23 protein-coding genes and 2 riboswitches are annotated in these 25028 nt (G+C 65.2%); of the genes, 7 read left to right on the top strand and 16 right to left on the bottom strand.

The annotated features are described in order from the left end of the window. Positions 1-103 precede the first annotated feature (103 nt). Positions 104-1354: a NupC/NupG family nucleoside CNT transporter gene (locus tag OC450_RS24830; RefSeq protein ID WP_211385153.1), complete on the bottom strand. Its 1251-nt coding sequence runs from the start codon at positions 1352-1354 to the stop codon at positions 104-106. Between the two features lie 184 nt (positions 1355-1538). Between OC450_RS24830 and OC450_RS24825 the strand changes: the two genes are divergently transcribed. Beyond that, entirely contained in the window at positions 1539-2777 is a 1239-nt protein-coding gene (locus OC450_RS24825; RefSeq protein ID WP_211385152.1) for an MFS transporter, read from the top strand. Positions 2778-2901: 124 nt separating this feature from the next. On the opposite strand, the gene OC450_RS24820 is transcribed toward OC450_RS24825, so the two are convergent. The 6 genes from OC450_RS24820 to OC450_RS24795 all read right to left on the bottom strand — a co-directional run bounded on the left by OC450_RS24820 (position 2902) and on the right by OC450_RS24795 (position 8294). Continuing rightward, positions 2902-3660: an SDR family oxidoreductase gene (locus OC450_RS24820; RefSeq protein ID WP_211385151.1), complete on the bottom strand. Its 759-nt coding sequence runs from the start codon at positions 3658-3660 to the stop codon at positions 2902-2904. A gap of 34 nt (positions 3661-3694) precedes the next feature. Further along, a complete protein-coding gene (locus OC450_RS24815; protein ID WP_211385150.1) occupies positions 3695-4453 on the bottom strand; it encodes a proteasome-type protease in 759 nt (252 codons plus the stop codon). A gap of 93 nt (positions 4454-4546) precedes the next feature. Then, entirely contained in the window at positions 4547-4954 is a 408-nt protein-coding gene (locus OC450_RS24810; RefSeq protein ID WP_211385149.1) for a carboxymuconolactone decarboxylase family protein, read from the bottom strand. Positions 4955-5011: 57 nt separating this feature from the next. Beyond that, positions 5012-5860 (bottom strand): transglutaminase domain-containing protein, encoded by an 849-nt coding sequence (locus tag OC450_RS24805; protein WP_211385148.1) that lies wholly within the window; start codon positions 5858-5860, stop codon positions 5012-5014. 66 nt (positions 5861-5926) lie between these two features. Continuing rightward, positions 5927-6871, bottom strand: a complete 945-nt coding sequence (locus OC450_RS24800) for an alpha-E domain-containing protein (RefSeq protein WP_211385147.1) — start codon at positions 6869-6871, stop codon at positions 5927-5929. A 4-nt stretch (positions 6872-6875) separates the two neighbouring features. Next, positions 6876-8294 (bottom strand): circularly permuted type 2 ATP-grasp protein, encoded by a 1419-nt coding sequence (locus tag OC450_RS24795; RefSeq protein ID WP_211385146.1) that lies wholly within the window; start codon positions 8292-8294, stop codon positions 6876-6878. A gap of 277 nt (positions 8295-8571) precedes the next feature. Here OC450_RS24795 and OC450_RS24790 point away from each other — a divergent pair, with 277 nt between their 5' ends. The 3 genes from OC450_RS24790 to OC450_RS24780 all read left to right on the top strand — a co-directional run bounded on the left by OC450_RS24790 (position 8572) and on the right by OC450_RS24780 (position 10602). Then, on the top strand, positions 8572-9309 hold the full coding sequence (locus tag OC450_RS24790; protein WP_211385145.1) for a competence/damage-inducible protein A: 738 nt from the start codon (positions 8572-8574) through the stop codon (positions 9307-9309). 40 nt (positions 9310-9349) lie between these two features. After that, the gene (gene gpt / locus OC450_RS24785) at positions 9350-9877 is read left to right on the top strand and encodes a xanthine phosphoribosyltransferase (protein WP_211385144.1); all 528 of its coding nucleotides are present in this window, start codon (positions 9350-9352) and stop codon (positions 9875-9877) included. A gap of 107 nt (positions 9878-9984) precedes the next feature. Further along, positions 9985-10602, top strand: coding sequence for a hypothetical protein (locus OC450_RS24780; RefSeq protein WP_211385143.1), 618 nt, complete (start codon positions 9985-9987; stop codon positions 10600-10602). Positions 10603-10618: 16 nt separating this feature from the next. Here the strand turns inward: OC450_RS24780 and OC450_RS24775 are convergent, their stop codons facing one another. Beyond that, a complete protein-coding gene (locus tag OC450_RS24775; protein WP_211385142.1) occupies positions 10619-11641 on the bottom strand; it encodes a methionine synthase in 1023 nt (340 codons plus the stop codon). Positions 11642-11775: 134 nt separating this feature from the next. Here OC450_RS24775 and OC450_RS24770 point away from each other — a divergent pair, with 134 nt between their 5' ends. From OC450_RS24770 to OC450_RS24760, 3 genes are all read left to right on the top strand, one after another. Beyond that, positions 11776-12477: a glutathione S-transferase N-terminal domain-containing protein gene (locus OC450_RS24770; RefSeq protein WP_211385141.1), complete on the top strand. Its 702-nt coding sequence runs from the start codon at positions 11776-11778 to the stop codon at positions 12475-12477. 125 nt (positions 12478-12602) lie between these two features. Then, complete coding sequence (locus OC450_RS24765) at positions 12603-13211, top strand: 2-hydroxychromene-2-carboxylate isomerase (protein WP_211385140.1); 609 nt, start codon at positions 12603-12605, stop codon at positions 13209-13211. Further along, complete coding sequence (locus OC450_RS24760) at positions 13211-14188, top strand: NADPH:quinone oxidoreductase family protein (protein ID WP_211385139.1); 978 nt, start codon at positions 13211-13213, stop codon at positions 14186-14188. The genes OC450_RS24765 and OC450_RS24760 overlap by 1 nt, the downstream gene beginning before the upstream one ends. 147 nt (positions 14189-14335) lie before the next feature. On the opposite strand, the gene OC450_RS24755 is transcribed toward OC450_RS24760, so the two are convergent. The 8 genes from OC450_RS24755 to OC450_RS24720 all read right to left on the bottom strand — a co-directional run bounded on the left by OC450_RS24755 (position 14336) and on the right by OC450_RS24720 (position 24668). Then, a complete protein-coding gene (locus tag OC450_RS24755) occupies positions 14336-15226 on the bottom strand; it encodes a crotonase/enoyl-CoA hydratase family protein (RefSeq protein WP_262048906.1) in 891 nt (296 codons plus the stop codon). 126 nt (positions 15227-15352) lie between these two features. Then, positions 15353-16774: an amidase gene (locus OC450_RS24750; RefSeq protein ID WP_262048905.1), complete on the bottom strand. Its 1422-nt coding sequence runs from the start codon at positions 16772-16774 to the stop codon at positions 15353-15355. Next, positions 16767-17939, bottom strand: a complete 1173-nt coding sequence (locus OC450_RS24745) for a M20 aminoacylase family protein (protein WP_211385138.1) — start codon at positions 17937-17939, stop codon at positions 16767-16769. The genes OC450_RS24750 and OC450_RS24745 overlap by 8 nt, the downstream gene beginning before the upstream one ends. Before the next feature lie 14 nt (positions 17940-17953). After that, positions 17954-19459 (bottom strand): M81 family metallopeptidase, encoded by a 1506-nt coding sequence (locus tag OC450_RS24740; protein ID WP_262048842.1) that lies wholly within the window; start codon positions 19457-19459, stop codon positions 17954-17956. Between the two features lie 213 nt (positions 19460-19672). Further along, positions 19673-21322 (bottom strand): ABC transporter ATP-binding protein, encoded by a 1650-nt coding sequence (locus OC450_RS24735; RefSeq protein WP_211385383.1) that lies wholly within the window; start codon positions 21320-21322, stop codon positions 19673-19675. Between the two features lie 14 nt (positions 21323-21336). Further along, positions 21337-22224: an ABC transporter permease gene (locus OC450_RS24730; protein WP_211385136.1), complete on the bottom strand. Its 888-nt coding sequence runs from the start codon at positions 22222-22224 to the stop codon at positions 21337-21339. A 19-nt stretch (positions 22225-22243) separates the two neighbouring features. Continuing rightward, a complete protein-coding gene (locus OC450_RS24725) occupies positions 22244-23185 on the bottom strand; it encodes an ABC transporter permease (protein WP_211385135.1) in 942 nt (313 codons plus the stop codon). Positions 23186-23366: 181 nt separating this feature from the next. Next, on the bottom strand, positions 23367-24668 hold the full coding sequence (locus OC450_RS24720) for a D-amino acid dehydrogenase (RefSeq protein WP_211385134.1): 1302 nt from the start codon (positions 24666-24668) through the stop codon (positions 23367-23369). 68 nt (positions 24669-24736) lie between these two features. Then, positions 24737-24854, bottom strand: a riboswitch (glycine riboswitch). A 3-nt stretch (positions 24855-24857) separates the two neighbouring features. Beyond that, positions 24858-24961: riboswitch (glycine riboswitch) on the bottom strand. Positions 24962-25028 lie beyond the last annotated feature (67 nt).

The raw sequence follows: 25028 nt of genomic DNA, 5'->3' as shown, positions 1-25028 counted from the left end.
TGAATCGGGTCCCTTGCAGCCGGATGGAGCAAGGCGAAATCCGGGAAAGTCTCTAAGGTGGACCCGGATTGCGCTGCGCTCCACGCGGGCTGCGGGCCCTTCGCTACGTCAACACCCCCACCACCGCCCCCATCAAACACGTCGTCAGCGTCCCCGACACGATCGACTTCAATCCCAGCGCGTTGATCTCCTCTCGCCGGTCCGGCGCCATCACGCCGAGCCCGCCGATCATGATGCCGAGGCTGGCGAAATTGGCGAAGCCGCACATCGCGTAGAGCATGATCAGGCGCGAGCGTGCATCGAGCGTGCCCGGCGGCAGCTTCGAGAAGTCGACATAGGCGATCAATTCGTTGAGCACGGTCTTGGTGCCCATCAGGCTGCCGGCGCTGACGGCCTGGTCCCAGGGCAGCCCCATCAGCCAGCACACCGGCGCCATCACGAGGCCGAGCAGGCGTTGCAGCGAGATCGCGGCACCGCCGAGATTCGGCAAGAGGCCGAGGATGGCGTTGACGAGATAGACCAGCGCCACCAGCACCAGCAGCATCGCGACGATGTTGATCAGCAGCTCGATCCCCGCACTCGTCCCCTTCACGATCGCGTCCATCGTGCTCGAAACTTCCATCTCCGGATCCTCGAGCGTGCCGCCGGTGCGCCGGTCGGAGGTCTCTGGGATCATGATCAGGCTGACGAGGATCGCGGCCGGTGCGCCCAGCACGGAGGCGATGACGAAGTGCGCCGCCGCATCCGGAATGAGCGGGCCAAGCAGGGTCGCATAGAGCACCAGCACCGTGCCTGCGATGCCGGCCATGCCGCCGGTCATCACCAGGAACAATTCGCTGCGGGTCATCTGGGCCAGATACGGCCGCACGAACAGCGGCGCCTCGACCATGCCGAGGAAGATGTTGGCGGCCGTCGACAGCCCGACCGCGCCGCCGACGCCGAGCGTCCGCTCGAGCAGCCAGGCCATTCCGCGCACGACCGGCGGCAGCACGCGCCAATAGAACAGCAGCGTCGTCAGCACGCTCATGATCAGCACGATCGGGAGCGCCTGGAACGCCAGGATGAAATCGGCGCCGGGCACCTTCAAATCGAACGGCAGGGGACCACCGCCGATATAGCCGAACACGAAGGAGGAGCCGGCGCGCGAGGCCGCCGAGATCGCGCCGACGGCGTCGTTGATGGCGCCGAAGGCGCGCGCGACGACGGGCACCTTCAGCAGGACGATCGCCGTGACGAATGTCGCGACGAGACCGATCGCCGCCTGTCGCAGCGAGACGGCGCGGCGATTTTCTGCCAACGCGAACGCGATCAGCAGCAATGCGAAAATGCCGAGTGCCGATTGCAAGCGCAGCATGATGTCCCCAAAGCCCCGGTGATTATGGCCGCGCCTGCGTTGCAAAGGCAATGCCGGGACATGCGGGAGGCGTCCTGCTGTTGACAAGCAGGTCCGCCTCAGTCACGCGGGGAGCACGTCGACAGCAGGGGCGGACGGTCCAGGGTTGACCCAAGAGGTCATCCGAGAGGTAATCCAAGCGGCGATGCCAGAGCAGCCAATATCAGCCGATCCGCCGGTCAGTGCCCGCGCGCTCCTCTCCCATCGCGCCTTCCTGTTCTTCCTGCTCTCGCGCAGCCTGTCGCGCTTCTCCAGCCAGATCGCGGCGGTTGCGATCGGCTGGCAGATCTACGATCTCACCGGTTCGGCCTTCGACCTCGGCATGGTCGGCCTCGTGCAGTTCCTACCGACTGCACTGCTGGTGTTCGTCGCCGGCCACGCCGCGGACCGTTACGAGCGCAAGCGCGTGGTCCAGCTCTGCCAGTTCGTGGAGGCCGCGACCGCGCTCTATCTGGCCGTGATCACCTATCTCGGCGCGGTCGGCGAGGTGCAGATTTTCGTCGCGACCTTCGTGCTCGGCATTGCCGGCGCGTTCGAGAGCCCGACCACGGCGGCGCTGTTGCCGCTGATCGCGCCGCAGGGATCGCTGCAGCGCGCCACCGCCGTGTCCAGCGGCGCGGCCCAGGTCGCGACCATCACCGGGCCGGCGCTCGGCGGCTTCGCCTACGCGGTCGCGCCGCATCTCGCCTATGCCGTGATGGTGCTGTTCTGGATTTTTGGAATGATTTTGACCGGCTTCATCCGGCCACGCCCGCAGGCGGTCGCCAAGGATATGGCGGGCGCGGACAATATCTTCGCCGGCGTCCGCTTCATCCGCAGCAATCCGGCGATCCTCGGCACTATCTCGCTCGATCTGTTCGCGGTGCTGTTCGGCGGCGTCACCGCGCTGTTGCCGATCTATGCCCGCGACATCCTCCAGACCGGCCCGATGGGCCTTGGGATATTGCGCGCCGCGCCGGCCGTCGGTGCGCTGCTGATGACCATGGTGCTGGCGCGTCACACCATCTCGCGGCACGTGGGTCTGCGCATGTTCCAGGCCGTGATCGTGTTCGGGCTCGCAACGATCGTGTTCGCGCTGTCGTCGTGGATGTGGCTGTCGGTGCTCGCGCTCGCCGTTCTCGGCGCGGCCGACACGATCAGCGTCGTGATCCGCTTCTCGCTGGTGCAATTGTCCACCCCCGACGAGATGCGCGGCCGCGTCGGCGCGGTCAACTTCCTCTTCATCAACGCCTCCAACCAGCTCGGCCAGTTCGAGAGCGGGGTTGCGGCCGCACTGCTCGGCGCCATGCCGGCCGCCGTGCTCGGCGGCGTCTGCACCGTCGCCGTGGCGCTGCTCTGGATGAGGCTGTTTCCCAGCCTGCGGCGGGTGGAGAGTCTGGAGTAGGGCGCCGGTCTCTCACGATTGCGGAGGCTGTGCTGGGACTTAGCCGACATCACCCCCGCAGCCAGGCAACAGCAGGCGCCTCTTGACGCCTACTGTGCATGGGGTTGTTTTCGCAATTTTAGCTTTAGCCACGTCCAACGAACGGCATCTTGGTCGCCATGACAGTCATGGTCAGCACGTTGGCGTCGAGCGGCAGGCCGGCCATGTAGGCGACGGCATCGCCGACCGCCTTGGCGTCCATGCGCGGCTCGTGCTTGGTGGTGCCGTCGGGCTGCAGCACGCCGGGGCCGTTGACCATGCGGTCGGTCATCGGGGTGGCGGCATTGCCGATGTCGACCTGGCCGACCGCGATGTCGTACATGCGGCCGTCGAGGTTGCTGGCCTTGGTCAGGCCGGTAATGGCGTGCTTGGTCGAGGTGTAGGCCGCCGAGAACGGTCGCGGCGCATGCGCCGAGATCGAACCGTTGTTGATGATGCGGCCGCCGCGCGGGCTCTGGTCCTTCATGATGCGGAAGGCGTGCTGCGTGCACAGGAACGGGCCGGTGAGGTTGGTGTTCACCACCGCCTGCCACTGCTCGAGGCTGAGGTCCTCGAAGTTGACGGCCGGCGCGCCCATGCCGGCATTGTTGAACAGCACGTCGAGCCGGCCATAGGTCGCCTTGACCTTGTCAAACAGCGCGGCGATCGAATCCGGCTTGGTCATGTCGGCGGTGACACACAGGCTCTTGCCGGCGGGCCCGAGCTTGGCGGTCTCCTCGAGCATGTCGAGGCGGCGCCCGACCAGCACCACGGTGAAGCCGGTGTTCATCAGCGCCAGCGACGCCGCGCGCCCGACACCTGTGCCGGCGCCTGTCACCACTGCGATCTTCTTTGCCTCACTCATCGTTTCCTGCCTTTTCTCTCTTCAAGTTCTTTTGTCAGGTTTTGGGTTCTTTTTCGTTCTTGTAGGGCGGCCGCGGAATGTTCTGGTGCGCGGCGCGCAGCGCCGCCGACCAGCGCGAGCGCAAATCGTGGAAGTAGGGCTCGCCCGCCTCGATGCGATGGTTGAGATCGGCATCGCACGCATCGGCGCGCACCACCAGCACGTCGATCGGCAGGCCGACGCCGAGATTGGAGCGCATCGTCGAATCCATCGAGATCAGGCCGGTCTTCAGCGCCTCGTAGAGCTCGACGTCGTAATGCATGGCGCGGTCGAGCACCGGCTTGCCGTATTTGTGCTCGCCGATCTGCAAATAGGGCGTGTCGGTGGTGCACTCGATGAAATTGCCGGCGGTGTAGACCATGAACAGGCGCATGCGCGCGCCCTTGATCTGGCCGCCGAACAGGAAGGAGACGTCGAAGGAGACATCCTCGGATTTCAACGCCGGGCCTTCGGTGGCGTGCACGGCCCGGATCGCCCGGCCGATGCGCTGGGCGGCCTGGAACATGGTTGGCGCGTTCATCAGCGTCTCGATATCGCCGGTGTTGGGGTCCTCCAGGCCTTCGGTCAGCGTGGAGAGCACCGACTGGCTGATGGCGAGGTTGCCGGCGCTGGCGATCGCCATGATGCGGTCGCCGGGCTTGGTGAAGATGTGCAGCTTGCGGAAGGTCGAGACGTTGTCGAGGCCGGCATTGGTGCGGGTGTCGGCGATCATCACCAGACCGTCCCGAACCAGAATTCCGCAACAATAGGTCATTTCCAGTCCCCGAACGCGTTTGCGCGGAATTACTAGCCAATTTCAGGGGCCACTCCAACCCCGAATCCCGCTGGGGCCAGGCCGTCATTCCCCTCAGTCGGCGGCATCGACGAGAAACGCCGCATCGACGGGGACGCCGAGCGCCGTGACCAGCCGGTTGGTCTCCGCGGCCATGCCGACGATGGCGAGCAACTCGCCGTATTCGGCCTCGGTCATGCCCTTGGCCCGTGCGCCGGCGGTGTGGGAGTGGATGCAGTAGCTGCAGCCATGCGCGATCGATACCGCGACATAGACCATCTCCTTGACCTTGGGATCGAGCGCGCCCGGACCCATCACCTCCTTGATGCTCTCCCAGGTCCGCCGCAGCGTCTTCGGATCATGCGCCAGCGCGCGCCAGAAATTGTTGACGAAATCCGACTTCCGCACTTTTCGGATATCGTCGAAGACGGCGCGGGCCTCGCTGGATAGTTCATCGTCCGAAAGCAGCTTCACGGTCGCCATTGGGTGCCTCGCAGGTCTGGTTTGACCCTGCGAGCATAGCACGCGTGCGGCTTCGGCTCAGCTCTGCCGCTGGGACTGCGATTGCGACTGGCCGCCGCGGCCGGCCTGCTCGACCTTGACCGCGACCGACAGCGTCTCCGAGCCGCCGCCATAGCGGGTGCCGCGCACGGGGGCTGCGCCGAGATAATCGAGCCCGATCGCGACGCGGACATGGGCGTCGGTGGCGCAGATGCTGTTGGCGGGATCGAAGCCGACCCAGCCGAGACCGTCGACGTAAGCCTCGGCCCAGGCATGGCCGGCGTCCTGATGCACAGTGCCGTCCGAGCGCAGGAAGTGGCCGGAGACGAAGCGCGCCGGCACGCCGCCGCTGCGGGCGCAGGCGATGAAGATATGCGCGTAGTCCTGGCAGACGCCGCGCTTGAGCGTGAACGCCTCGGCCGCCGAGGTGCCGCTGTTGGTCGGGTCCTCGTCGAAGGTCATGTGATCGCTGATTTGCGTCATCAGCGTGTGCAGGAAGCCGAGCGTGTCGCTTTCGGCCTCGCTGCGCAACTGGCGCGCAACCGCATGCATCGCCGGATTGACTGTGGTGAGGTCGGTGGCGCGCAAGAACATGCCGGGCGGAAAGCGTTCATCGGCGCCGCGCAGGACGCCGCCGGTGTCGTGGGTCTCGATCAGGCCCTCGGCGGTGATCTGGATGTCGCCGACCGGTCCGCAGGACAGCACGTGGGTGACGTTGCCGAACGCGTCCTCGTGGGTGTCGAGCTTGGTGTCGGTCGAAACGTCGATCTGCCACTCCGCCACATATTGCCCGTCATGGCTGCCGGGCGTCATGCGCAGGATCTGGATCACGCTGGTGGCCGGCGGCTCGTAGCGATAGGTCGTGGTGTGCAGGATTCGCAGGCGCATGGGGGACCGTTGTTCTTGCGTCGTCGCTTCCGGGCTGGCCCTGCGGGCGCCCCGGATGACGCAGTATCAGATCAAATACTGCTTCGTGATGATTTCGCCCAGCCTGGAATTGTCCGAGATGAATTCCTGAATGAATTCATGCACGCCATGCTGGAAAATGTCGTTCATATTGCTGTGTTCCAGCCGGTTGCGGATGCCGCGGGCATGGCGCTGGGCCGGGCCCTGGCGGCCATAGGCGACGCCGATCTGGTCGAGATTGCGCACGAGATTGCCGTAGCAGCTCGCCAGCGAGCGCGGCAGCGTGTCGTTGAGGATGAGCAGGTCCGCGATCAGCCAGGGTTTCAGCGTCTCTCGATAGACCCAGTGATAGGCCGTCAGCGCCGAGACCGAGCGCAGGATCGAGGTCCACTGGTAGAAGTCGAGCGGACCGCCGACATGCTCCTCCTCGGGCAGCAGCACGTGATACTTCACATCGAGAATGCGCGCGGTGTTGTCGGCACGCTCCAGGTGCACGCCCATCCGCGAGAACCAGTAGGCGTCGTTACGCAGCATGGTCCGGTAAGCCGAGCCGTCGAAGCGCAGCGATGTCTCCTGCACGAAGCGCAGGAATTTGGCGAGGTCCTCGCGCGTCGAGGTGCCCTTGTTCCAGACCTCCTGGAGCTCGATCCAGGCCGAGTTGATGGTGTCCCACATCTCGCTGGTGAGCGCGGTGCGCACCGAGCGCGAGTTCAGCCGCGCCGCCTCGATGCAATTGCGGATCGAGGACGGGTTGTTCGGCGAGAACGACAGGTATTCGACGACGTTGTGCTCGTTGGCTTCCTCGTAGGTCTGATAGAAGCTGGCGGCGACGCCGGCGGTGAGCAGCGCCGAGTCCCATTCGTTGGTCTTGCCGATATAGGCGGCGGGAAGCGCGGTGACGCGCAGCGTCGCATCGATGGTGCGCGCGAGATACTCGGCCCGTTCGACGTAGCGGGCGAGCCAGTACAGGTTTTCGGCGGTACGCGACAGCATCTGACTACTCGTCCAGGATCCAGGTGTCTTTGGTGCCGCCGCCCTGGCTCGAATTCACCACCAGGGAGCCTTCCTTCAGCGCGACGCGTGTCAGTCCGCCCGGCACGATGGTGGTGTGCTTGCTGCCGGTCAGAACGAAGGGCCGCAAATCGACGTGGCGCGGGGCGAGGCCGCTTGCGGTGCAGGTCGGGCAGGTCGAGAGCGCCAGCGTCGGCTGCGCGATAAAGCCTTCCGGCTCGCGCTTGAGCTTCTCGCGAAAGGCTTCGATCGTCGCTTTGGTCGCGGCAGGGCCGATCAGCATGCCGTAGCCGCCGGAGCCGTGCACTTCCTTCACGACGAGTTCGCTCAAATGATCCAGCACGTAGGCGAGGTCCTTCGGCTCGCGGCAGCGCCAGGTCGGCACGTTCTTCAGGATCGGCTCCTCGCCGAGGTAGAATTTCACGATGTCCGGCATGTAGGAGTAGATCGCCTTGTCGTCGGCGATGCCGGTGCCGACCGCGTTGGCGAGCGTGATGTTGCCGGCCGCATAGGCCGACATCAGTCCGGGCACGCCGAGCGCGGAATCGGGGCGGAAGGTGAGGGGATCGAGATAGTCGTCGTCGACGCGGCGGTAGATCACGTCGACCCGTTTCACCCCCTCGGTCGTCCGCATGAACACTTCGTTGTTCTTGACGATGAGGTCGCGGCCCTCGACCAGCTCGATGCCGAGCTTGTCGGCGAGGAATGAGTGCTCGTAATAGGCCGAGTTGTAGACGCCCGGCGTGAGCAGGGCGACAGTCGGCTCGCCCGAGGCACCCTGCGGCGCGACCGAGCGCAAGGCGGACAGCAGCTCGTCCGGATAGCGCTCGACCGGCGCCACCCTGTGGCGGGCGAACAGGTCCGGAAACAGCCGCATCATGATTTCGCGGTTTTCCAGCATGTAGGACACGCCCGACGGCGTGCGCGCATTGTCCTCCAGCACGATGAAGTCCTCGGCATCGACCCGGACGATGTCGATGCCGGCGATGTGCACGTAGACGTCGTGCGGCACCTGCTGGCCGTTCATCTCGGGGCGGAAGACCGGGTTCTGGAAGATCAGATCGTCGGGGACGATCTCGGCGCGCAGGATGTCGCGGCCATGATAGATGTCGCGCAGGAACATGTTGAGCGCGCGCACGCGCTGCTTCAGGCCCTTCTCCAGCAGCGCCCATTCCTTGCCGGACATGATCCGGGGGATCACGTCGAACGGAATCAGGCGCTCGGTGGATTCGGAATCGCCATAGACGGCAAAGGTGATGCCGATGCGGCGAAACAGGAGCTCGGCCTCCTGGCGACGGTATTCGAGCGCCTCGGGAGGCGTCTCCTTGAGCCAGCGCGCCAGCTCCTGATAGGCGGGGCGAAGGTCCCCGCCGGGAATGTTCATTTCGTCAAACGCGACTGCCATAGATCCCGACTTGTCTCCGCAAGGCGTTGCGCCATTCGACAGGTCGCCAGGCCTTGGTGAAGACCGCAACGTCCTGGCCATGCGGCAAGAGTGCATGACTTTCATGTGGTAGCAAGGGCCGGGCCAGCGCGATAAGCATAGACGGGCAGCATTTGCCGGGGATGGCCGGCGGCTTGCCTGAAAAAATGGCTGAGGACTGCTTATTTCGGCAGCAAAACCGCGTGACTTCAACGCGTTACCCCGGCAAATTCGGTGCGATAGGCGAGGGACTTAAGGCATGAGCGAGATCGTCACGGCGGGCATTCTGGTCATCGGGGATGAAATCCTGTCCGGCCGCACCAAGGACAAGAATATCGGCTTCATCGCCGAATACCTGACCAATATCGGCATCGACCTGAAGGAAGTCCGGGTCGTCTCCGACGATGAGGCGGACATCATCGCTGCGTTGGATGCACTGCGGCATCGCTACACCTATGTCTTCACCACCGGCGGCATCGGGCCGACCCATGACGACATCACCGCCGACAGCGTCGCCAAGGCGTTCGGCGTCGGCATCGACCATCACCCGGAGGTGGTCGCCCGCTTCCGCGAGCGCTGGAGCGAGCAGGACCTCAACGAGGCCCGTCTGCGCATGGCCCGCATCCCCGACGGTGCCGAGCTGATCCAGAGCGCCACCATCCTCGCGCCCGGCTTCAAGATCGGCAACGTCATCGTCATGGCCGGCGTGCCCTCGATCATGCAGGCGATGATGGACATCGTCTCGCCCAAGCTGAAATCGGGCGTGCGCATGCTCTCCGAATCGGTCCGGGCCAACGCGCGGGAAGGCGACATCGGCAGCCCGCTGCGGGCGATCGCCGCCGAACATCCCGACACCATCATCGGCAGCTATCCCTTCATGGACGAGGAGCAGAAGCCGAACACCAACCTTGTTGTGCGTTCGCGCGATGCGGGCAAGCTGGCGGCAGCGATGGCCGCGGTGAAGGAAATGCTGGCGGGATTGAACATCACCCGCTAGAGCCCCCGGCTTGCCGGCAGACGAAGCAGGAGAGAAGACAATGGCTGGTGAAGCACCGGAACTGAGTGCACAGGAGCGGGCCGGCAAGGCTTTCCCGGTTTCGTGGGATCAGTTCCACCGGGATTGCCGCGCGCTGACCTGGCGGCTCAACGAGGTCGGCCCGTTCCACGCGGTGATCGCGATCACGCGCGGCGGCCTGGTGCCGGCCGCGATCGTGGCGCGCGAGCTGGGCGTCCGCGTGATCGACACCGTCTGCATCGCCAGCTACGATCATGACAAGCAGGGCGAGCTGCAGGTCCTCAAGGGTATTTCCGAATCGGCGATGAAGCTCGGCGGCGGCACCGGCAAGGGGCTGCTGATCGTCGACGATCTCGTTGACACCGGCAAGACCGGCAGGCTGGTGCGCCAGATGCTGCCGGATGCGCATTTCGCCACCGTCTACGCCAAGCCGAAGGGACGCCCGCTGGTCGACACCTTCATCACGGAAGTCTCGCAGGACACCTGGATATTCTTCCCCTGGGACACCGCGCTGTCCTACCACCCGCCGCTTCGCGACGGCGCGGCGTGACGATCACCGTCATTGCGAGCGAAGCGAATCAATCCAGAAATGTATCCGCGGACATAGTCTGGATTGCCTCGTCGCTTCGCTCCTCGCAATGACGGGTGGAGGCAGCCATGCCCCTGCAAAACCGCGTCACGCCGACCGGCGACATCATCTCAACGCCGCACCGCGGCCTGTTCACCGGCAATCGCGGCATCATTCATGATCCCGCGACCAGGACGCTGCTGAAGAAGCGCTGGTCGTCGCCGGCCTGGATCACGTGCCTTTGCGAATTCCGCGGCTGGCGGCGGCCGGTGATGGCGCGGCGGAGCTGGACCGAGCTGTTCTTTCTCGACGAGGCCACCGCCTTTGCCGCAGGCCACCGTCCCTGCTTCTTCTGCCGCCGCGACGATGCCAAACGATTTCGTGCGGCTTGGGAGGCAGGAAATGGTGCAAGCGGCATCAGCGCGAAGGCGATGGATGCTCAGCTGCACCGGGAGCGTCTCGATCGCGGTCGCAAGCGGCTGCACCCACTGCCGGCGCCCCTCGCAGAATTGCCCGACGGCGCAATGGTGCAGCAGGGCGAGGCGAGCTTTCTGGTGATGCAGGGGAGCGCCCTGCCGTGGTCGCCGGCGGGTTATATCAAGGGCGCGCGTCAACTCGGCGACGTCCAGCTGCTGACGCCGCCCTCAACGCTGCGCGCGCTCCACGCCGGCTACCGTCCCGTGCTGCATCCGACGGCGTTGGACTAAAACAAGCGCGTCGTGATCATCCTAGCTTCTCGCGCGCAAGCGCGGCGCCGGCACCGAGCGCCATCAGCTTGGCTTCGGCGATCTCCCGCCGCATCGGCGCCATGCCGCAATTGGTGGTGGCGATGATGTTGCTCTTGGGGACGAATTTCGACACCGCGTCGATCACCTTGACAACGTCATCGGCGGTCTCGACCGTGTCGCTGGCGACGTCGATCACGCCGGCCTGCACGATCTTGGTCTTGAGCAGCGCGAGCAGGTCGAGCGGCACCTTCGAATTGCGGCACTCGATCGCGACCTGCTGGATCGGGCTGGCGTCGATCGCCGGAAAGATCTGCTCGTACTGCCGCCACTGCGCGCCGAGCGTCTCCTTCCAGTCGGTATTGGCCTTGATGCCGTAGCCGTAGCAGATGTGCACGGCAGTGGCGCAGGTCAGGCCCTGCGCGGCACGCTCGAGCGCCTTGATGCCCCAGTCGTTGACCTCGTCCATGTAGACGTTGAAGGCGGGCTCGTCGAACTGCACGAGGTCGACGCCGTCGGCCTGGAGCGCCTTGGCCTCCTCGTTCAACAGCTCGGCGAAGGCAAAGGCCATCTTGACGCGATCGCCATAGTAGCGATCCGCGATGGTGTCGATGATTGTCATCGGGCCGGGCAGGGTGAACTTGAGCTTCTTCCTGGTATGCGCGCGCGCGACGCGAGCCTCGTCGGCATGAACGCGGCCTTTCAGCCGCAGCGGGGCGACTACCTGCGGCACCATCGCCTTGTAGCGATCCTTGCGGATGCCCATCTCGACCTTGTGGGCGAAGTCGATGCCCTCGATCTTCTCCAGGAAGCCATGCACGAAATGCTGGCGGGCCTGCTCGCCCTCGGTGACGATGTCGATGCCGGCGTCCTCCTGCACCTTGACGGCGAGCATGGTCGCGTCACGCTTGGCGCGAAGAAGCTCCGCTCCCTGCGACTTCCAGGGCGCCCACAGCATGTTGGGCTCGGCGAGCCATTCCGGCTTCGGCAAGGAGCCGGCGATCGTGGTTGGAAACAGCATGGCGGCCCTCCCGGCAGGTTGTGTTGCGCCACTGTCTGCCATGTCTTAACGTCGAGGTACAGAACAACAAAAGTCGCTCTCTATTCCAGCGGCGATGACAGGGAAGGCCAAAGGAAGGGCCAAAAGGAAAGGTCATGATCGACCTCTATTACGCGCCGACGCCGAACGGCTGGAAAATCTCGATCATGCTGGAGGAACTCGGGCTGCCCTACACGGTGAAGCCCGTCAACATCCGCGCCGGCGAGCAGTTCGCCCCTGAGTTTCTCGCGATCTCCCCGAACAACCGCATTCCAGCTCTCGTCGATCACGATCCTGCCGATGGCGGCGCACCGTTCTCCGCGTTCGAGACCGGCGCGATCCTGATTTATCTCGCGGAGAAGACCGGCCGCTTCCTGCCCACGGAACTGCGCGGCCGCTCCACCACCATTCAATGGGTGATGTGGCAGATGGCCGGCCTCGGGCCCATGCTCGGCCAGCACGGCCATTTCGCGCTCTATGCGGCGGAGAAGATTCCTTACGCGATCGATCGCTACCGCGACGAGGCCGCGCGGCTTTATGGCGTGCTCGACCGTCAGTTGGCCAGGACCGGCGCCTTTGTCGCCGGAGACTATTCCATCGCCGACATCGCCTGCTTCCCCTGGACCATGACCCACAAGGCGCAGGGCTTTACGCTGGACGACTATCCGAACGTGAAGCGCTGGTATGCCGAGGTGCGCGCGAGGCCGCAGGTGCAGGCGGGGCTTGCAATCGGCAAGTTCGTGAAAGAGCCGTTCGACGAGGAATCACGCAAGATCATGTTCGGCCAGAAGGCTAAGGAGCTGTTGGGAAAGAAATAGGTACTGATCGCTCCTCCGTCATTGCGAGCGAAGCGAAGCAATCCAGGGTCTTTCCGCGGTGACAGTCCGGATTGCTTCGCTTCGCTCGCAATGACAGAGAGAGCAAAACAAACAAGGGAAACACCATGATCGAATTCTTCTTCGACTGTTCCAGCCCCTGGACCTATCTCGCCTTCCACAACATCCAGCCGCTGGCCAGGGAGCTCGGCGCCGAAATCACTTGGCGGCCGATCCTGGTCGGCGGCATCTTCAACACGGTCAACCCGAGCGTCTACGCGCAGCGGGAGACGCCGGTGCCGCTGAAGGCGCGCTACATGAAGAAGGACCTCGCCGATTGGTCGCGATCGGCCGGCCTGTCGATCAAGATGCCGCCGACGGTGTTTCCGGTGAACAGCGTGAAGGCGATGCGCGGCTGCATCTGGCTCGGCAAGGACATGGTGCCGTTCGCGACCGCATTGTTCGAGGCCTATTGGGGTGACGATCAAGACATCTCGCAGGACGCAGTGCTCGCCGGGATTTGCCGGAAGGTCGGCGTCGACGAGCCAAAATTCTTTGCCGGCATCTCGGAGCAGGGGATCAAGGATCAGCTCAAGGCCAACACCGAGGAGGTCGTCGCGCGCGGCGGCTTCGGCTCGCCGACGATCTTCGTCGGCAAGACCGACATGTATTTCGGCAATGATCGTCTGCCGCTGATCCGCGAGGCGATCCTGCGCCGCAAAGCGAGCGCGGCCTGATGGTGCGGGCAGTCGTCTGCCGCGCGCTCGGCGCGCCCGAGACGTTGCGGCTGGAAGCGTTTCCGTCGCGCGCGCTGAAGCCGGGCGAGGTGCGCGTTGCGATCCGGGCTGCCGGGCTGAATTTTCCTGACGTGCTGATGGCCGCCGGCGAGTACCAGCTCAAGCCGGAGCTGCCGTTCACGCCGGGCATGGAGGCGGCGGGCGACGTCACCGAAGTGGGCGCGGAGGTGGGGGGCGTTGCCGTCGGCGACAAGGTCATCGTCAAGATGCGCCATGGTGCCTTCACCGACGAAGCCATCGTCGCGCCGTCGCAGCTCACGCCGATGCCGTCGACTTTCGACTACGCGGAGGCCGCGACCTATCTCGCCGGCCACGGCACCGCCTATCACGCCCTGATCGATCGCGGCCGGGTCGAGCCGGGCGAGGTGCTGCTGGTGCACGGCGCCGGCGGCGGCGTCGGACTTGCTGCCGTCGAGATCGGCAAGATGCTGGGCGCGACCGTGATCGCGACCGCCTCCAGCGACGGGAAGCTCGCCGTTGCGAAATCGCGCGGCGCCGATCATCTCGTGCGCTACGATCGCGAACCGTTTCGCGACGCCGTCAAGCGCCTCACCGACGGCCGCGGCGCGGACGTCGTGTTCGATCCGGTCGGCGGCCAGGTTTTTGAAGACTCGATGCGTTGCATCGCCTGGGGCGCGCGGCTGCTGGTGATCGGTTTTACCGGCGGCATCGGCTCGGCCAAGACCAATCTGTTGCTGATCAAGGGTGCGAGCGTGCTCGGCGTGCGCGCTGGTGAGGCTGTCCGGAAAAATCCTGCACTCGGCGAGGTTCGCCTGGAGGCGTTGCTGCAATGGGCGGAGGAGGGCAAGCTGCGCCCCAACGTCTCACACCGCCTGCCGCTGGAGGATTATGCCAAGGCGATGCGGCTGTTGCTCGACCGCAAGGCGATCGGGCGTGTCGCGCTGGTGATGGATTGACGGTTCCGTAGTGACGGTGCCGTAGGGTGGGCAAAGGCGCCCTTGCGCCGTGCCCACCAGCTATCGGCAACTGATGTCGATATGGTGGGCACGCTGCGCTTTGCCCACCCTACGAGAGCTGCGCAAGACCCGGAATTTCGCTTCGCATCACTTGTACTCCCGCTCCGTCCACCACGGGAAATAATCCGGCATGTCGCTCGACACCTTGTTCTTGAACTGCGCCGGCCGCTTCTCCAGGAACGAAACCACGCCTTCCTTCACATCGTCGGAGCGACCGCGGGCGTAGATGCCGCGGCTGTCGACCTTGTGGGCTTCCATCGGATCGTCGGCGCCCATCATGCGCCACATCATCTGTCGGATCAGCGCCACTGACACCGGCGCTGTCTTCGCCGTAAACTCCTTGGCAAGCGCGCGCGCGGTCGGCAGCAGATCATCCGGGGCTACGACCTTGCTGACGAGACGGCCCGCGAGCGCTTCCTGCGCCGGGAAGACGCGGCCCGAATAACACCATTCCAGCGCCTGCGAGATACCGACGATGCGCGGCAGGAACCAGCTCGATGCCGCCTCAGGCACGATGCCGCGCTGGGAGAACACGAAGCCGAAGCGTGCGGCGTCCGACGCGATGCGGATGTCCATCGCGAGCTGCATGGTGACGCCGATGCCGACGGCGGGACCATTCACTGCGGCAATCACCGGCTTGAGGCATTTGAAGATACGCAGCGTCACCTGGCCGCCGCCATCGCGCACCTGCGGATCGCTGTAGTCGACCTTGCCGTCGGCGAAGCGCTTGACCGGCCCGCGCCGCGCGTCGCGATCGAACGTGTCGGCGCCGGAAGAGAGGTCCGCGCCCGCGCAAAAACCGCGGCCGGCGCCGGTGACGATGATGGCGCGGACGTTGTCGTCCTTGTCGGCGGCGTCGAACGCGTCGATCAGCTCTGCTTGCATCTGCGCGTTGAAGGCGTTGAGCTTGTCGGGTCGGTTCAGGGTGATGGTGAGGATCTGTTCGGCGACCTCGTATTTGATCGTCTCATACGCCATGGTGATTTCCTTCCCTGTCATTCTTGAATCGATTGTGTATTGCCGGGCTTGACCCGGCAATCCATCTTTTTTGACGAGGGATGGATGCGCGAGTCGAGCCCGCGCATGACGACTTGTGCTTAGTCGCTACTTCGCCGGCGGGCGCGGCCAGGGCCGCTGCGGACCGCGCAAGCCCTCAAAGGCCTTGGCCATGCCGAGCACGCCGATATCGTCGAAGCGGCGGCCGACGATCTGCACGCCGATGGGAAAGCCCTTGGCGTCGAAGCCGCCGTTGATGGACAGGGCAGGGTTCTCGGACATATTCCACGGCACGGTATAGGCGATGTGCTCGAACGGCTTCATGGGGTCATTGGTGGGCGAAGCCCAATCGGCCGGGTAGTTCACGTTCGGCGCGGTCGGCGAGATCACATAGTCGAGCTCGCAGAACAGCTTTCCTGCGGCGGCGCGGATCGCCATGGTCTGGTTGAAGCCGCGGATGACGTCGATGCCGGAGAGCCTGGCGCCGGACTCGCCCCATTTGAAGATGTAGGGCAGCACCTTCGCTTGATCTTCCGGCGTCAGCTTGGAGAGATCATCCCACATCCGCGCGCGCCAGAAATTGTCGAGGCCGTCGAGCATTTCGCGCGTGAGGATGCCGTCGACTTCGGTCACGACCGCGCCGGCGGATTCGAACGCTTTCGCAGCCTTCACCGCGACCTCGCGCACCGGCTTCTCCAGCGCCAGGCCGACGCCGGGATCGAGCATCAGACCGATGCGAAGTTTGCGCGGGGACTTCTCCAGCCCCTTCCAGTTGAGCGGCTCTGCGGGCAGGCTGGTGCCGTCGCGCCGGTCGGGCTTTGCGATCACGCTCATCATCAGCGCGCAATCGTCGACCGTGCGGGTCATCGGGCCGGCGACGCGGCCGACATAAGCGGGGTCGATCGGCACGCGGCCAAAGCTCGGCTTCAATCCGACGAGGCCGCACCAGCCCGCGGGCAGGCGAACCGAGCCGCCGATATCGGTGCCGAGATGCAGCGGGCCGTAGCCGGCCGCCGCCGCGGCGCCCGCGCCTGCGCTGGAGCCGCCGGGATTCTTGGAGAGGTCCCAGGGATTACGCGCGAGCGCATGGAACGAAGAGAGGCCCGAGGACAGCATGCCGTAATCGGGCATGGTGGTTTTTGCGAAGATGACCGCACCGGCCTCACGCAGCCGCGCGGCAGGCGGAGCATCCTTCTCGGCCGGGACCAGCTTGACGCTGGCGGCGCCGAGCGGCACCGGCACGCCCTTGGTCGCGATGTTGTCCTTCACCGTGACAGGCACGCCGTCGAGCGCGCCGGAGGGCTCGCCCCCGGACCAGCGCGCCGTCGAGGCCATTGCGGCCTCGCGCGCGCCGTCGGGATCGAATGCATAGAGCGCTTTCAGGTGCGGCTCCCACGCAGCGACGTGGGCGAGCACGTCCTCCAGCATCTCGCTCGGCGAGAACTGCTTGGCGCGATAGCCCGCGATCAGATCGACCGCTGACAGATCATGCAGCGAGGTGACCGCCTCTTCGACGCCCTTTTTATGCATTGGCACCCACCGGCATCCGGGTCTCGATGATCCGGGCGAACATGCTGGCGCCGATCGGCAGGATCTTGTCGTCGAGCACGAAACCGGGGTTGTGCACGGGCACCGAGCCGTCATGGCCGACCCAGAAATAGGCGCCGGGAATGGTCTGCAGCATGTCGGCGAAATCCTCGCTGCCCATCTTCGGCTGGGCGCGGGTGATCACGTTGGCGGGGTTGACGATCGTGCGCGCGACCTCCTCGACCACCTTGGACTGCTCGACCTGGTTGACCAGCACATCGAAAGTGTCGCGGATGTCGACGTCGATCACGCACTGATAGGCGCTCGCAATGCCGGCGCTGATCGTGCGAATGCGCTCGCTGATCAGGGTGCGGACTTCCTTCGAGAAGGTGCGGATGGTGCCGCAAAGATGCGCGTCGCCGGGAATGACGTTGTAGGCGGAACCGGCGTGAATCTGCGTGATCGAGACGACGGCGGCCTGCAGCGGCTCGACGTTGCGGCTGACGATGGTCTGGATCGCCTGCGCCAGCGTCGTCGCGATGATCACAGCGTCCTTGGAGCGCTCGGGCATCGCGCCATGCGCGCCATAGCCGGTGATGCGGAGGTCGAAGAAGTCGGCGCTGGCCATCGCGGGGCCGGGCAGGATCGCGATCTCGCCGTGGTTGAGGTCGGGCGCGTTGTGCAGGCCGTAGAGCTCGTCGCAGGGAAATTTCTCGAACAGGCCGTCCTTGATCATGGCGCGGGCGCCGCCGAGGCCTTCCTCGGCCGGCTGGAAGATCAGATGCACGGTGCCGTCGAAGTTCCTGGTCTCGGCGAGGTAGCGCGCGGTGCCGAGCAGCATGGTGGTGTGGCCGTCATGGCCGCAGCCGTGGAAGCGGCCGGGGATTTTCGAGCTCCATTTCAGATTGGTGTTCTCTTCCATCGGCAGCGCGTCCATGTCGGCGCGAAGGCCGATGCGCTTGCCGCCCGAACCTTTGCCTTTGATGACGCCGATCACGCCGGTGCCGCCGAGACCGCGATGCACCTCGATGCCCCAGCTCTTCAGCTTGTCGGCGACGATGCCGGAGGTGCGCACTTCCTCGAAGCCGATCTCGGGATGGGCGTGGATGTCGCGGCGAATGGCGGTGAGTTCGTCGGCATAGCCGTCGATGCGCTCGATCGTGGGCATGTGTTCCTGTCCGGTTAGCGTGAAGGGGGATTGAAAACGGGGCCGTTCGGCTTGATGCGGATGCCCGGACGCAGCCGCGTCCAGGGCAGCGCGGCTGTGTCGGCCGGCATCGCGCCGGGCGCAGCGCAGATCATCAGCTTTTCCGCGATCGGCTCGAAATCGGCGCGGAAGTGCACCGAGCTCTTGTTGACCAAAATCTTCTGTTGCGTCGGCTCGATGCCGACATAGCGGTACATCGCCTGGTCGGCGAGCTGCGCCTTGTGCGAACTCACGACAACGCGGACATCGCCGATGCGCAAGGCCGCGGACGGACCCATCTCCATCTCGCGGCCGCCGTAGTAAGGGCCGGGCGCGACGAAGCGGCCGTCGGACAGCTTTTCGACGACGAAGGTCTCGCGATAGGGCTCATCGCCGGGTATGCCGGACTTGCCGCCGAGCGACAGCGTCACGGTGGCGCCGACGCCGGCCGCGTGTGCGGCCTTGGCCGAGGCGGGATCGTAGATCACGCCGGTCGCGGCGCTGGCCTTGTTGCGCACCAGCGCGCGCAGCATGCCAGTGGTGTCGGAATCGCCGCCGGCGCCGGGATTGTCCTGAGTGTCGGCGATGATGATCGGCTTGCTCGCGCTCTTGGAAAGCTCCATGGCGTGGCGCACGCCTTCGTCGGGCGACCAGATCTTGCCGTCGAAATCGTCCTCGTGGCTTTCGATGAGCTTGACGATCGCATCCGCCGCGCGGTCGGCGTCGGCTTGGGTCCTGCCATAGGCGAACACACTCGGCCCGCAGTCGCGGAAGTCGGCCGCGGGGAAGCCGGGCGCGAAGGAGAGCGTCGGAACCGCATCGCCCTCCAGGGCGGCGAGCTTCTGGTAGATGCCCTTGGTGGGGTGGTCGTTGGTGCATTGCCAGCTGATCGGGATCAGGAACGGCAATTGCCGGAACGTTTTTGCAAAACGCTGCCTGGTCTTCAGGAGCAATGCGAGATGTCGCGCGGAGGCGCGGCCGGTCTCGGCCATGTCGACATGGGGATAGGTGCGGTAGGCGATCAGCGCGTCCGCATGCTCAATCATCTCGGGCGTGACGTTGGCGTGCAGGTCGAGGCTCGCGACCAGCGGAACATCCTTGCCGATGACGCGGCGCACACGCGCCAGGATCTCGCCTTCGCCGTCGTCGAGATGCTCGGTGACCATGGCGCCGTGCAGGTCGAGATAGACGGCGTCGATCGGGCCGGCGGCGGCGATCCCGTCGACCATGACCTTGACGATGCGCTCGAAGGCGTCCCTGGTGACATGCGCCGACGGGCTGGCCCCGCAGGCGATCGTCGGGACGAGTTCCCAGCCATCGGCTTCGGCACTGTCGACGAAACCGGCGAGGCCGACATTGATGGCCCGCATCACCTTCAGCACGTCGGCGCCCTCAGTCATCGCCGGCCAGCCGCCGCCATGCTGGAAGTCCGCGAAAGTCGCCTTCGTCGGAGCGAAGGTGTTGGTCTCGTGCAGGAAGCCGCCGACGGCGATACGTGTCATCAATTCAAGTCCAGGCGATTGAAAGCGGGCGACGTTAGCCTTGGCTCTGCGGCGAGAGCAAGGTGGGACGCACTCGCGCCGTGCATGGCCTTAAGCCGTTTTGGGAATACTTGCCGCGATCACCGTCATAGCGAGCGTAGCGAGGCAATCCAGACCGTCTCCGCAGAGGGATACTGGATTGCGTCGCTACGCTCGCAATGACGAGGGATGGATCTAGGCTGTCGCAGCCACGCCTTCCGCGACGGGCCGGAAATTCGCAAAGTCCCAGTTGCGGCCGGGCGCTGCCTCGAGCAGGGCCCTGGTGTAGGCCTCCTTCGGATGCGTCAGCACTTCGGCGGCCGGGCCCTGCTCGACGACGCGGCCGTGCTGCATCACCACGACTTCATCGCAGATCTGGGCTGCGACACGCAGATCGTGGGTGATGAACAGGATGGCGATGCCGAGACGCGTCTGGATCTCGTCGAGCAGTTCCAGCACCTGTGCCTGCACGGAGACGTCGAGCGCCGAGACCGCTTCGTCCGCGACCAGCACGTCCGGATCGAGCGCGAGCGCGCGGGCAATCGCGATGCGCTGGCGCTGGCCGCCGGAGAACTGGTGCGGATAGCGCGCCACGGCGTCCGCGGGCAGGCCGACGAGCTCGAGCAGCTCGCGGGCGCGCTTCATCGCGTCGGCATGCGAGGTGCCGTAATTGATCGGGCCTTCCGCGATGCTTTCGCCGACGGTGACGCGCGGGTTGAGCGAGCGATAGGGGTCCTGGAACACGATCTGGATCTTCTGCCGGTGCGGCTGGAGCAGGCGGCGCGAGATGTCCGCGATCTCGCGGCCGGCCAGGCGCACGCCGCCGGAGGTCGGGTCGATCAGGCGGACGATGCAGCGTGCCACGGTCGACTTGCCCGAGCCGCTTTCGCCGACGATGCCGAGCGTGCGGCCCTTGCGCAGCGTCAGCGTGACCTTGTCGGCGGCGACGACCTCGCGGCCTTTGCCGAAGAACGCGCGCTCCTTGTAGACCTTGCTGAGCTCGTTGGCCTCCAGCACGACCGGCTCCTTGGTCTCGGGCCGCGCCACGCGCGGCACCAGGCTCGGCACCGCAGAGAGCAGGTTGCGGGTGTATTCCATGGTCGGATTGCGCAGCACGGTCTCCAGCGGACCGGTCTCGACCAGGCGGCCCTGCCGCATCACCGCGACGCGGTCGGCGATCTCGGCGACCACGCCCATGTCGTGGGTGATGAACAGCACGGCGGTGCCGTGATCGCGCTGGAGGTCGCGGATCAGGGTCAGGATCTGCTTCTGCGTGGTGACGTCGAGCGCGGTGGTCGGCTCGTCGGCGATGAGAAGCTTCGGCTCCAGCACGAGCGCCATCGCGATCATGATGCGCTGGCGCTGGCCGCCGGAGAGACGGTGCGGGTAGGAGGCGAAGATGCGCTCGACCTCGGGCAGGCGGACCTGGTCCATCATGTCGAGGATGCGCTTCTTCCGCGCTCTCGCATCGAGGTCGGTATGCGCGCGCAGGACCTCGTCGATCTGGCGGCCGACGGGCACCACGGGATTGAGCGCCGTCATCGGCTCCTGGAAGATCATCGCCATCTGCGTGGCGCGAAGCTGGCGCAGGCGGCGGTCGGTCGCGGTGAGCAGCTCCTCGCCGACCAGCTTGATGCTGCCGCCGGTGGGAACCAGGGTGCCCTTCGGCAGCAGTCCCATCGTGGTGAGCGAGGTCACCGACTTGCCCGAGCCGCTTTCGCCGACGAGACACAACGTCTCGCGCTCGTGCACCTGGATCGAGATGCCGTCGATGATGTTCGCGCCCTTCGGCTTCTTGCCGACGGAGACGACGAGATTGTTGATGTCGAGGATGGGGTTGGTCATCACTTGATTGGTCATCACTTGCCCTCCCGCTGCTTCATGCGGGGATCGAGTGCGTCGCGGGCTGCGTCGCCGATCAGATTGATGCTGAGGATGGCGATCGAGAGCAGCAGGCCCGGCCAGAAGATCAGCGTCGGCTTGAGCTGGAAGTACTGGCGACCCTCGGCCATGATGTTGCCCCAGGTCGGCGTCTCCGGCGAGATGCCGGCGCCGAGGAAGGAGAGGATGGCCTCCGTGAGGATCGCGGACGCGCAGACGTAACTGCCCTGCACGATCAGAGGCGCGATCGTGTTCGGCATCAAATGCCGCCACATGATCTTCGGCAGGGACGAGCCGACCGAGATCGCCGCTTCGACATAGGGTTCCTCGCGCGCCGACAGCACGACCGAGCGCACCAGGCGGGCCACGCGCGGGACTTCGGGGATCGTGATCGCGATCAGCACCGTCCAGAGGCTGGCACCGGACAGCGACACCACGGCAATCGCGAGCAGGATGCTCGGCATCGCCATCAGGCCGTCCATGATCCGCATCAGGACGGAATCGACCAGCTTGAAGAAGCCGGAGACGAGGCCGATCACGAGCCCGATGACGATCGACAGGATCGCCGAGCCGACGCCAATCAGCAGCGAGATGCGGCCGCCGTAGATGACACGGGACAACAGGTCGCGGCCATAGGCGTCGGTGCCGAGCAGAAACTGCGCCGAGGATGGCTTGAGCCGTTGCGACGGCGCGAGCTGGATCGGATCGTGCGGCGCGATCAGCGGCGCCAGAATCGAGACCAGCACGATCAGCGCGAGCAAGACCGTCGCCGTGGCGATGATGGGCGTCGAGGTGAGGAATCCGAAGCGCGGCCGCAGCGGCGACGTGATCGGTATGGACGGCTGGGGAAGGGTATCGACCGACATTTTTGTGCTTATCCTTGCCTCAGTACCGGATCCGCGGATCGAGCAGGGTGTAGGCGACGTCGATCAGAAGATTGACGACGACATAGATCAGCGACGTCAGCAGGATCATCGCCTGGATCACCGGATAGTCGCGCGCCAGCACCGCATCCACGGTGAGGCGGCCGATGCCGGGGATGTTGAACACGCTCTCGGTGACGACGACGCCCGAGATCAGAAGCGCAAAGCCGGTGCCGATCACTGTGATCACGGGTACGGCGGCGTTGCGCAGCGCATGTCGCATCATCACGGCGACTTCGTTGATGCCCTTGGCGCGCGCGGTGCGGACGTAGTCCTCGCCGAGCACGTCGAGCATCGCCGCGCGCGTCATGCGCGCGATCAGCGCGATGTAGATGAAGGAGAGCGCGCAGGTCGGCAGGATCATGCGCTCGAAGAACGGACCAAAGCCCGTGCTGATGCTCTTGAAACCTTGGACCGGCACCCAGCGCAGGTCGATGGCGAAGACCTGGATCAGGACGTAGCCGACCACGAACACCGGGACCGAGAAGCCGAGCACCGAGAGACCCATCACGAAACGATCGATCCAGGTGCCGTGCTTCCACGCCGCGATCACCCCTAAGGGAACGGCGACGATGACGGCGAGGATGATGGTCGACAGCGCGATCGAGATCGACGGCTCGACACGCTGGCCGATCATCTTCACCACCGGCAGGTTGGAGATCAGCGAGGTTCCGAGATCGCCGTGCAGCAGCTTGTTCACCCAGGTGATGAACTGCACGATCAGGGGCTCGTTGAGGCCGAGCGAGGTACGGATGCGCTCCAGCCGTTCCGGTGTCGCGTTGTCGCCGGCGAGAATCGCCGCGGGATCGCCGGGGGTGAGGCGGAGCAGGAGAAACACGAACAGTGCGACCACGCCCATGACGGGGACGGCGGCGAAGATTCGGCGAATGAGGTAACCTAACATGCACCTATCTCCGGCTGAGGAACTTGTGGGGCGCCGAGGTGCCCGTGGATTCGTTCGTGTCTATCATGCGTGCCTGTCATTCGGGCTGGGAAAGCCGGCCGGAGATGCCGACCTTTCGGGGCAAATTGTGTGCCAAGGGCAGGGCGGTCGCAAGGGGCCGCCTGCTCCTGATGGAGACCACTCAGGATGCATGACGCAGCTCGCGCTCAACCCCAAGTGAGGGCATGGTGGGCGGCGCGTTGAGCCCGCGCCAGCCGTCGATGGTTCCGGCAATCATCTGCGCGGTCGCTGCCGACAGCGTCCAGCCGAGATGGCCGTGGCCGGTGTTGAAGAACACACCCGGCATCCGCCCTGCGCGCACCACCGGCATCATGTTCGGCATCATCGGGCGCAACCCGGCCCATGGGATGACTCGCGACGTTTCGACGGCGGGGAAGTTGCTGCGCACCCAATCGACCAGCGGCTGCACGCGATCGGCGCGAATGTCGCGGTTGAAGTCGTTGAATTCGGCGGTGCCGGCAACGCGGAAGCGATCGGCGCCGAGCCGGCTGGTAACGATCTTGGCGGCCTCGTCGAGCAGGCTCACGGTCGGCGTCGCGTTGCGGCTCTCGGCGGTGTCGAGCTGCACGGTGATCGAGTAGCCCTTTACCGGATAGACGTTGACGCGCTCGTCGAGGAGGGCGGCGAAGTGGCGGCTCGCCACACCGGCGCAGACCACGACCCCATCCACGTTCAGCATGCCGCGTGCGGATGCGGCAGCATCGCTTGCAGAGAGATCTGCCCAGCCGACGACAAAGCCTCCGCCGGCCTGGGCGATGGAATCGATATTGGCTTCGTGGATGAAGGTCGCGCCGCGACGCTTGCAGGCCTCGGCAAGCCCGCGGGTAAACTTGTGGATATCGCCGGTCGCGTCCGACGGCGTGTAGAAGCCGCCATAATACTCCTTGCGCAGCGTCGGCTCGATCGCGCGGATTTCTTCCGGCGTGACCGGGCGGCGATCGAGGCCGCCTTCCTGCAACAGCGCGTTGACGCGCAGGCCGGATTCAAAACCCTTCTTGTCGTGATAGATGTGGAGAATGCCGCGACGTTCGAGGTCGAAGTCGATGCCTTCACGCGTGGCGATCTCGTACAGATGCTTGCGGGCTTCGATCGCGAGCCGCGTGGTCTCGATGGTGTTAGCGCGGTAGTTGCCGATGTTGGCGACGAACTCGCTCATCCACGAATATTTGTGCCAGTTCGGCCGCGGATTCATCAGCAGCGGTGCGTCGCGCCGAAACATCCAGCGCAGGCCTTTGAGGATCGTCGCGGTGCTATTCCACACTTCGGCATTGCTGGCGGAGAGCTGTCCGCCGTTGGCGAAGGAGGTCTCCATCGCGGCGTAGCGGTGCTTGTCGAGCACCGTCACCTTGTAGCCGCGTTCGAGCAGGGCATAGGCGGTCGTTACGCCGGTGATGCCGGCGCCGATGATGGCGATATGAGTCATGGCAGGTTCGGGGCTCCCGTGAGTTAGAGTCGGCTAACCGCCGGCCACAAGGCCGTTGGCGGCGCCCCATCTGTCACGGTTACCTGAGAGCTTGATCCTTTGCGGACCTCAGGCGAGGTCTTGCTCCGGACTATCCCCTTCGGTGGACGTAACGACCAATCTTGGCCGTGCCGTCTCTCTCCAGATCGTCCTGACGATACAGTCCTTTTGCCTGAGAGTTTCCGGGGCGGTTGCTCCGTCGGCGCCGCAAAGAAGGCCGAAACCTTCATTGCGATCTCTCCCGCATCGTCGCGTGGACAATCGAGCAGTACGATGCGCCTTATTTATAGACAAGGCTAAATTTCAACCGCGACTGCCAAC

It is taken from the genome of Bradyrhizobium sp. Bra78 (assembly GCF_024519855.1).
Classification (GTDB): domain Bacteria; phylum Pseudomonadota; class Alphaproteobacteria; order Rhizobiales; family Xanthobacteraceae; genus Bradyrhizobium; species Bradyrhizobium japonicum_G.
Note: the sequence above shows the minus strand (reverse complement) of the source record. Positions and strands in the feature narration are given on the sequence as shown.

Excerpts from the sequence above, each read along its gene's own strand:
- OC450_RS24830 (WP_211385153.1), bottom strand. The coding sequence starts at position 1,354 with ATGCTGCGCTTGCAATCGGCACTCGGCATTTTCGCATTGCTGCTGATC.
- OC450_RS24825 (WP_211385152.1), top strand. The coding sequence starts at position 1,539 with ATGCCAGAGCAGCCAATATCAGCCGATCCGCCGGTCAGTGCCCGCGCG.
- OC450_RS24820 (WP_211385151.1), bottom strand. The coding sequence starts at position 3,660 with ATGAGTGAGGCAAAGAAGATCGCAGTGGTGACAGGCGCCGGCACAGGT.
- OC450_RS24815 (WP_211385150.1), bottom strand. The coding sequence starts at position 4,453 with ATGACCTATTGTTGCGGAATTCTGGTTCGGGACGGTCTGGTGATGATC.
- OC450_RS24810 (WP_211385149.1), bottom strand. The coding sequence starts at position 4,954 with ATGGCGACCGTGAAGCTGCTTTCGGACGATGAACTATCCAGCGAGGCC.
- OC450_RS24805 (WP_211385148.1), bottom strand. The coding sequence starts at position 5,860 with ATGCGCCTGCGAATCCTGCACACCACGACCTATCGCTACGAGCCGCCG.
- OC450_RS24800 (WP_211385147.1), bottom strand. The coding sequence starts at position 6,871 with ATGCTGTCGCGTACCGCCGAAAACCTGTACTGGCTCGCCCGCTACGTC.
- OC450_RS24795 (WP_211385146.1), bottom strand. The coding sequence starts at position 8,294 with ATGGCAGTCGCGTTTGACGAAATGAACATTCCCGGCGGGGACCTTCGC.
- OC450_RS24790 (WP_211385145.1), top strand. The coding sequence starts at position 8,572 with ATGAGCGAGATCGTCACGGCGGGCATTCTGGTCATCGGGGATGAAATC.
- gpt (WP_211385144.1), top strand. The coding sequence starts at position 9,350 with ATGGCTGGTGAAGCACCGGAACTGAGTGCACAGGAGCGGGCCGGCAAG.
- OC450_RS24780 (WP_211385143.1), top strand. The coding sequence starts at position 9,985 with ATGCCCCTGCAAAACCGCGTCACGCCGACCGGCGACATCATCTCAACG.
- OC450_RS24775 (WP_211385142.1), bottom strand. The coding sequence starts at position 11,641 with ATGCTGTTTCCAACCACGATCGCCGGCTCCTTGCCGAAGCCGGAATGG.
- OC450_RS24770 (WP_211385141.1), top strand. The coding sequence starts at position 11,776 with ATGATCGACCTCTATTACGCGCCGACGCCGAACGGCTGGAAAATCTCG.
- OC450_RS24765 (WP_211385140.1), top strand. The coding sequence starts at position 12,603 with ATGATCGAATTCTTCTTCGACTGTTCCAGCCCCTGGACCTATCTCGCC.
- OC450_RS24760 (WP_211385139.1), top strand. The coding sequence starts at position 13,211 with ATGGTGCGGGCAGTCGTCTGCCGCGCGCTCGGCGCGCCCGAGACGTTG.
- OC450_RS24755 (WP_262048906.1), bottom strand. The coding sequence starts at position 15,226 with ATGGCGTATGAGACGATCAAATACGAGGTCGCCGAACAGATCCTCACC.
- OC450_RS24750 (WP_262048905.1), bottom strand. The coding sequence starts at position 16,774 with ATGCATAAAAAGGGCGTCGAAGAGGCGGTCACCTCGCTGCATGATCTG.
- OC450_RS24745 (WP_211385138.1), bottom strand. The coding sequence starts at position 17,939 with ATGCCCACGATCGAGCGCATCGACGGCTATGCCGACGAACTCACCGCC.
- OC450_RS24740 (WP_262048842.1), bottom strand. The coding sequence starts at position 19,459 with ATGACACGTATCGCCGTCGGCGGCTTCCTGCACGAGACCAACACCTTC.
- OC450_RS24735 (WP_211385383.1), bottom strand. The coding sequence starts at position 21,322 with ATGACCAACCCCATCCTCGACATCAACAATCTCGTCGTCTCCGTCGGC.
- OC450_RS24730 (WP_211385136.1), bottom strand. The coding sequence starts at position 22,224 with ATGTCGGTCGATACCCTTCCCCAGCCGTCCATACCGATCACGTCGCCG.
- OC450_RS24725 (WP_211385135.1), bottom strand. The coding sequence starts at position 23,185 with ATGTTAGGTTACCTCATTCGCCGAATCTTCGCCGCCGTCCCCGTCATG.
- OC450_RS24720 (WP_211385134.1), bottom strand. The coding sequence starts at position 24,668 with ATGACTCATATCGCCATCATCGGCGCCGGCATCACCGGCGTAACGACC.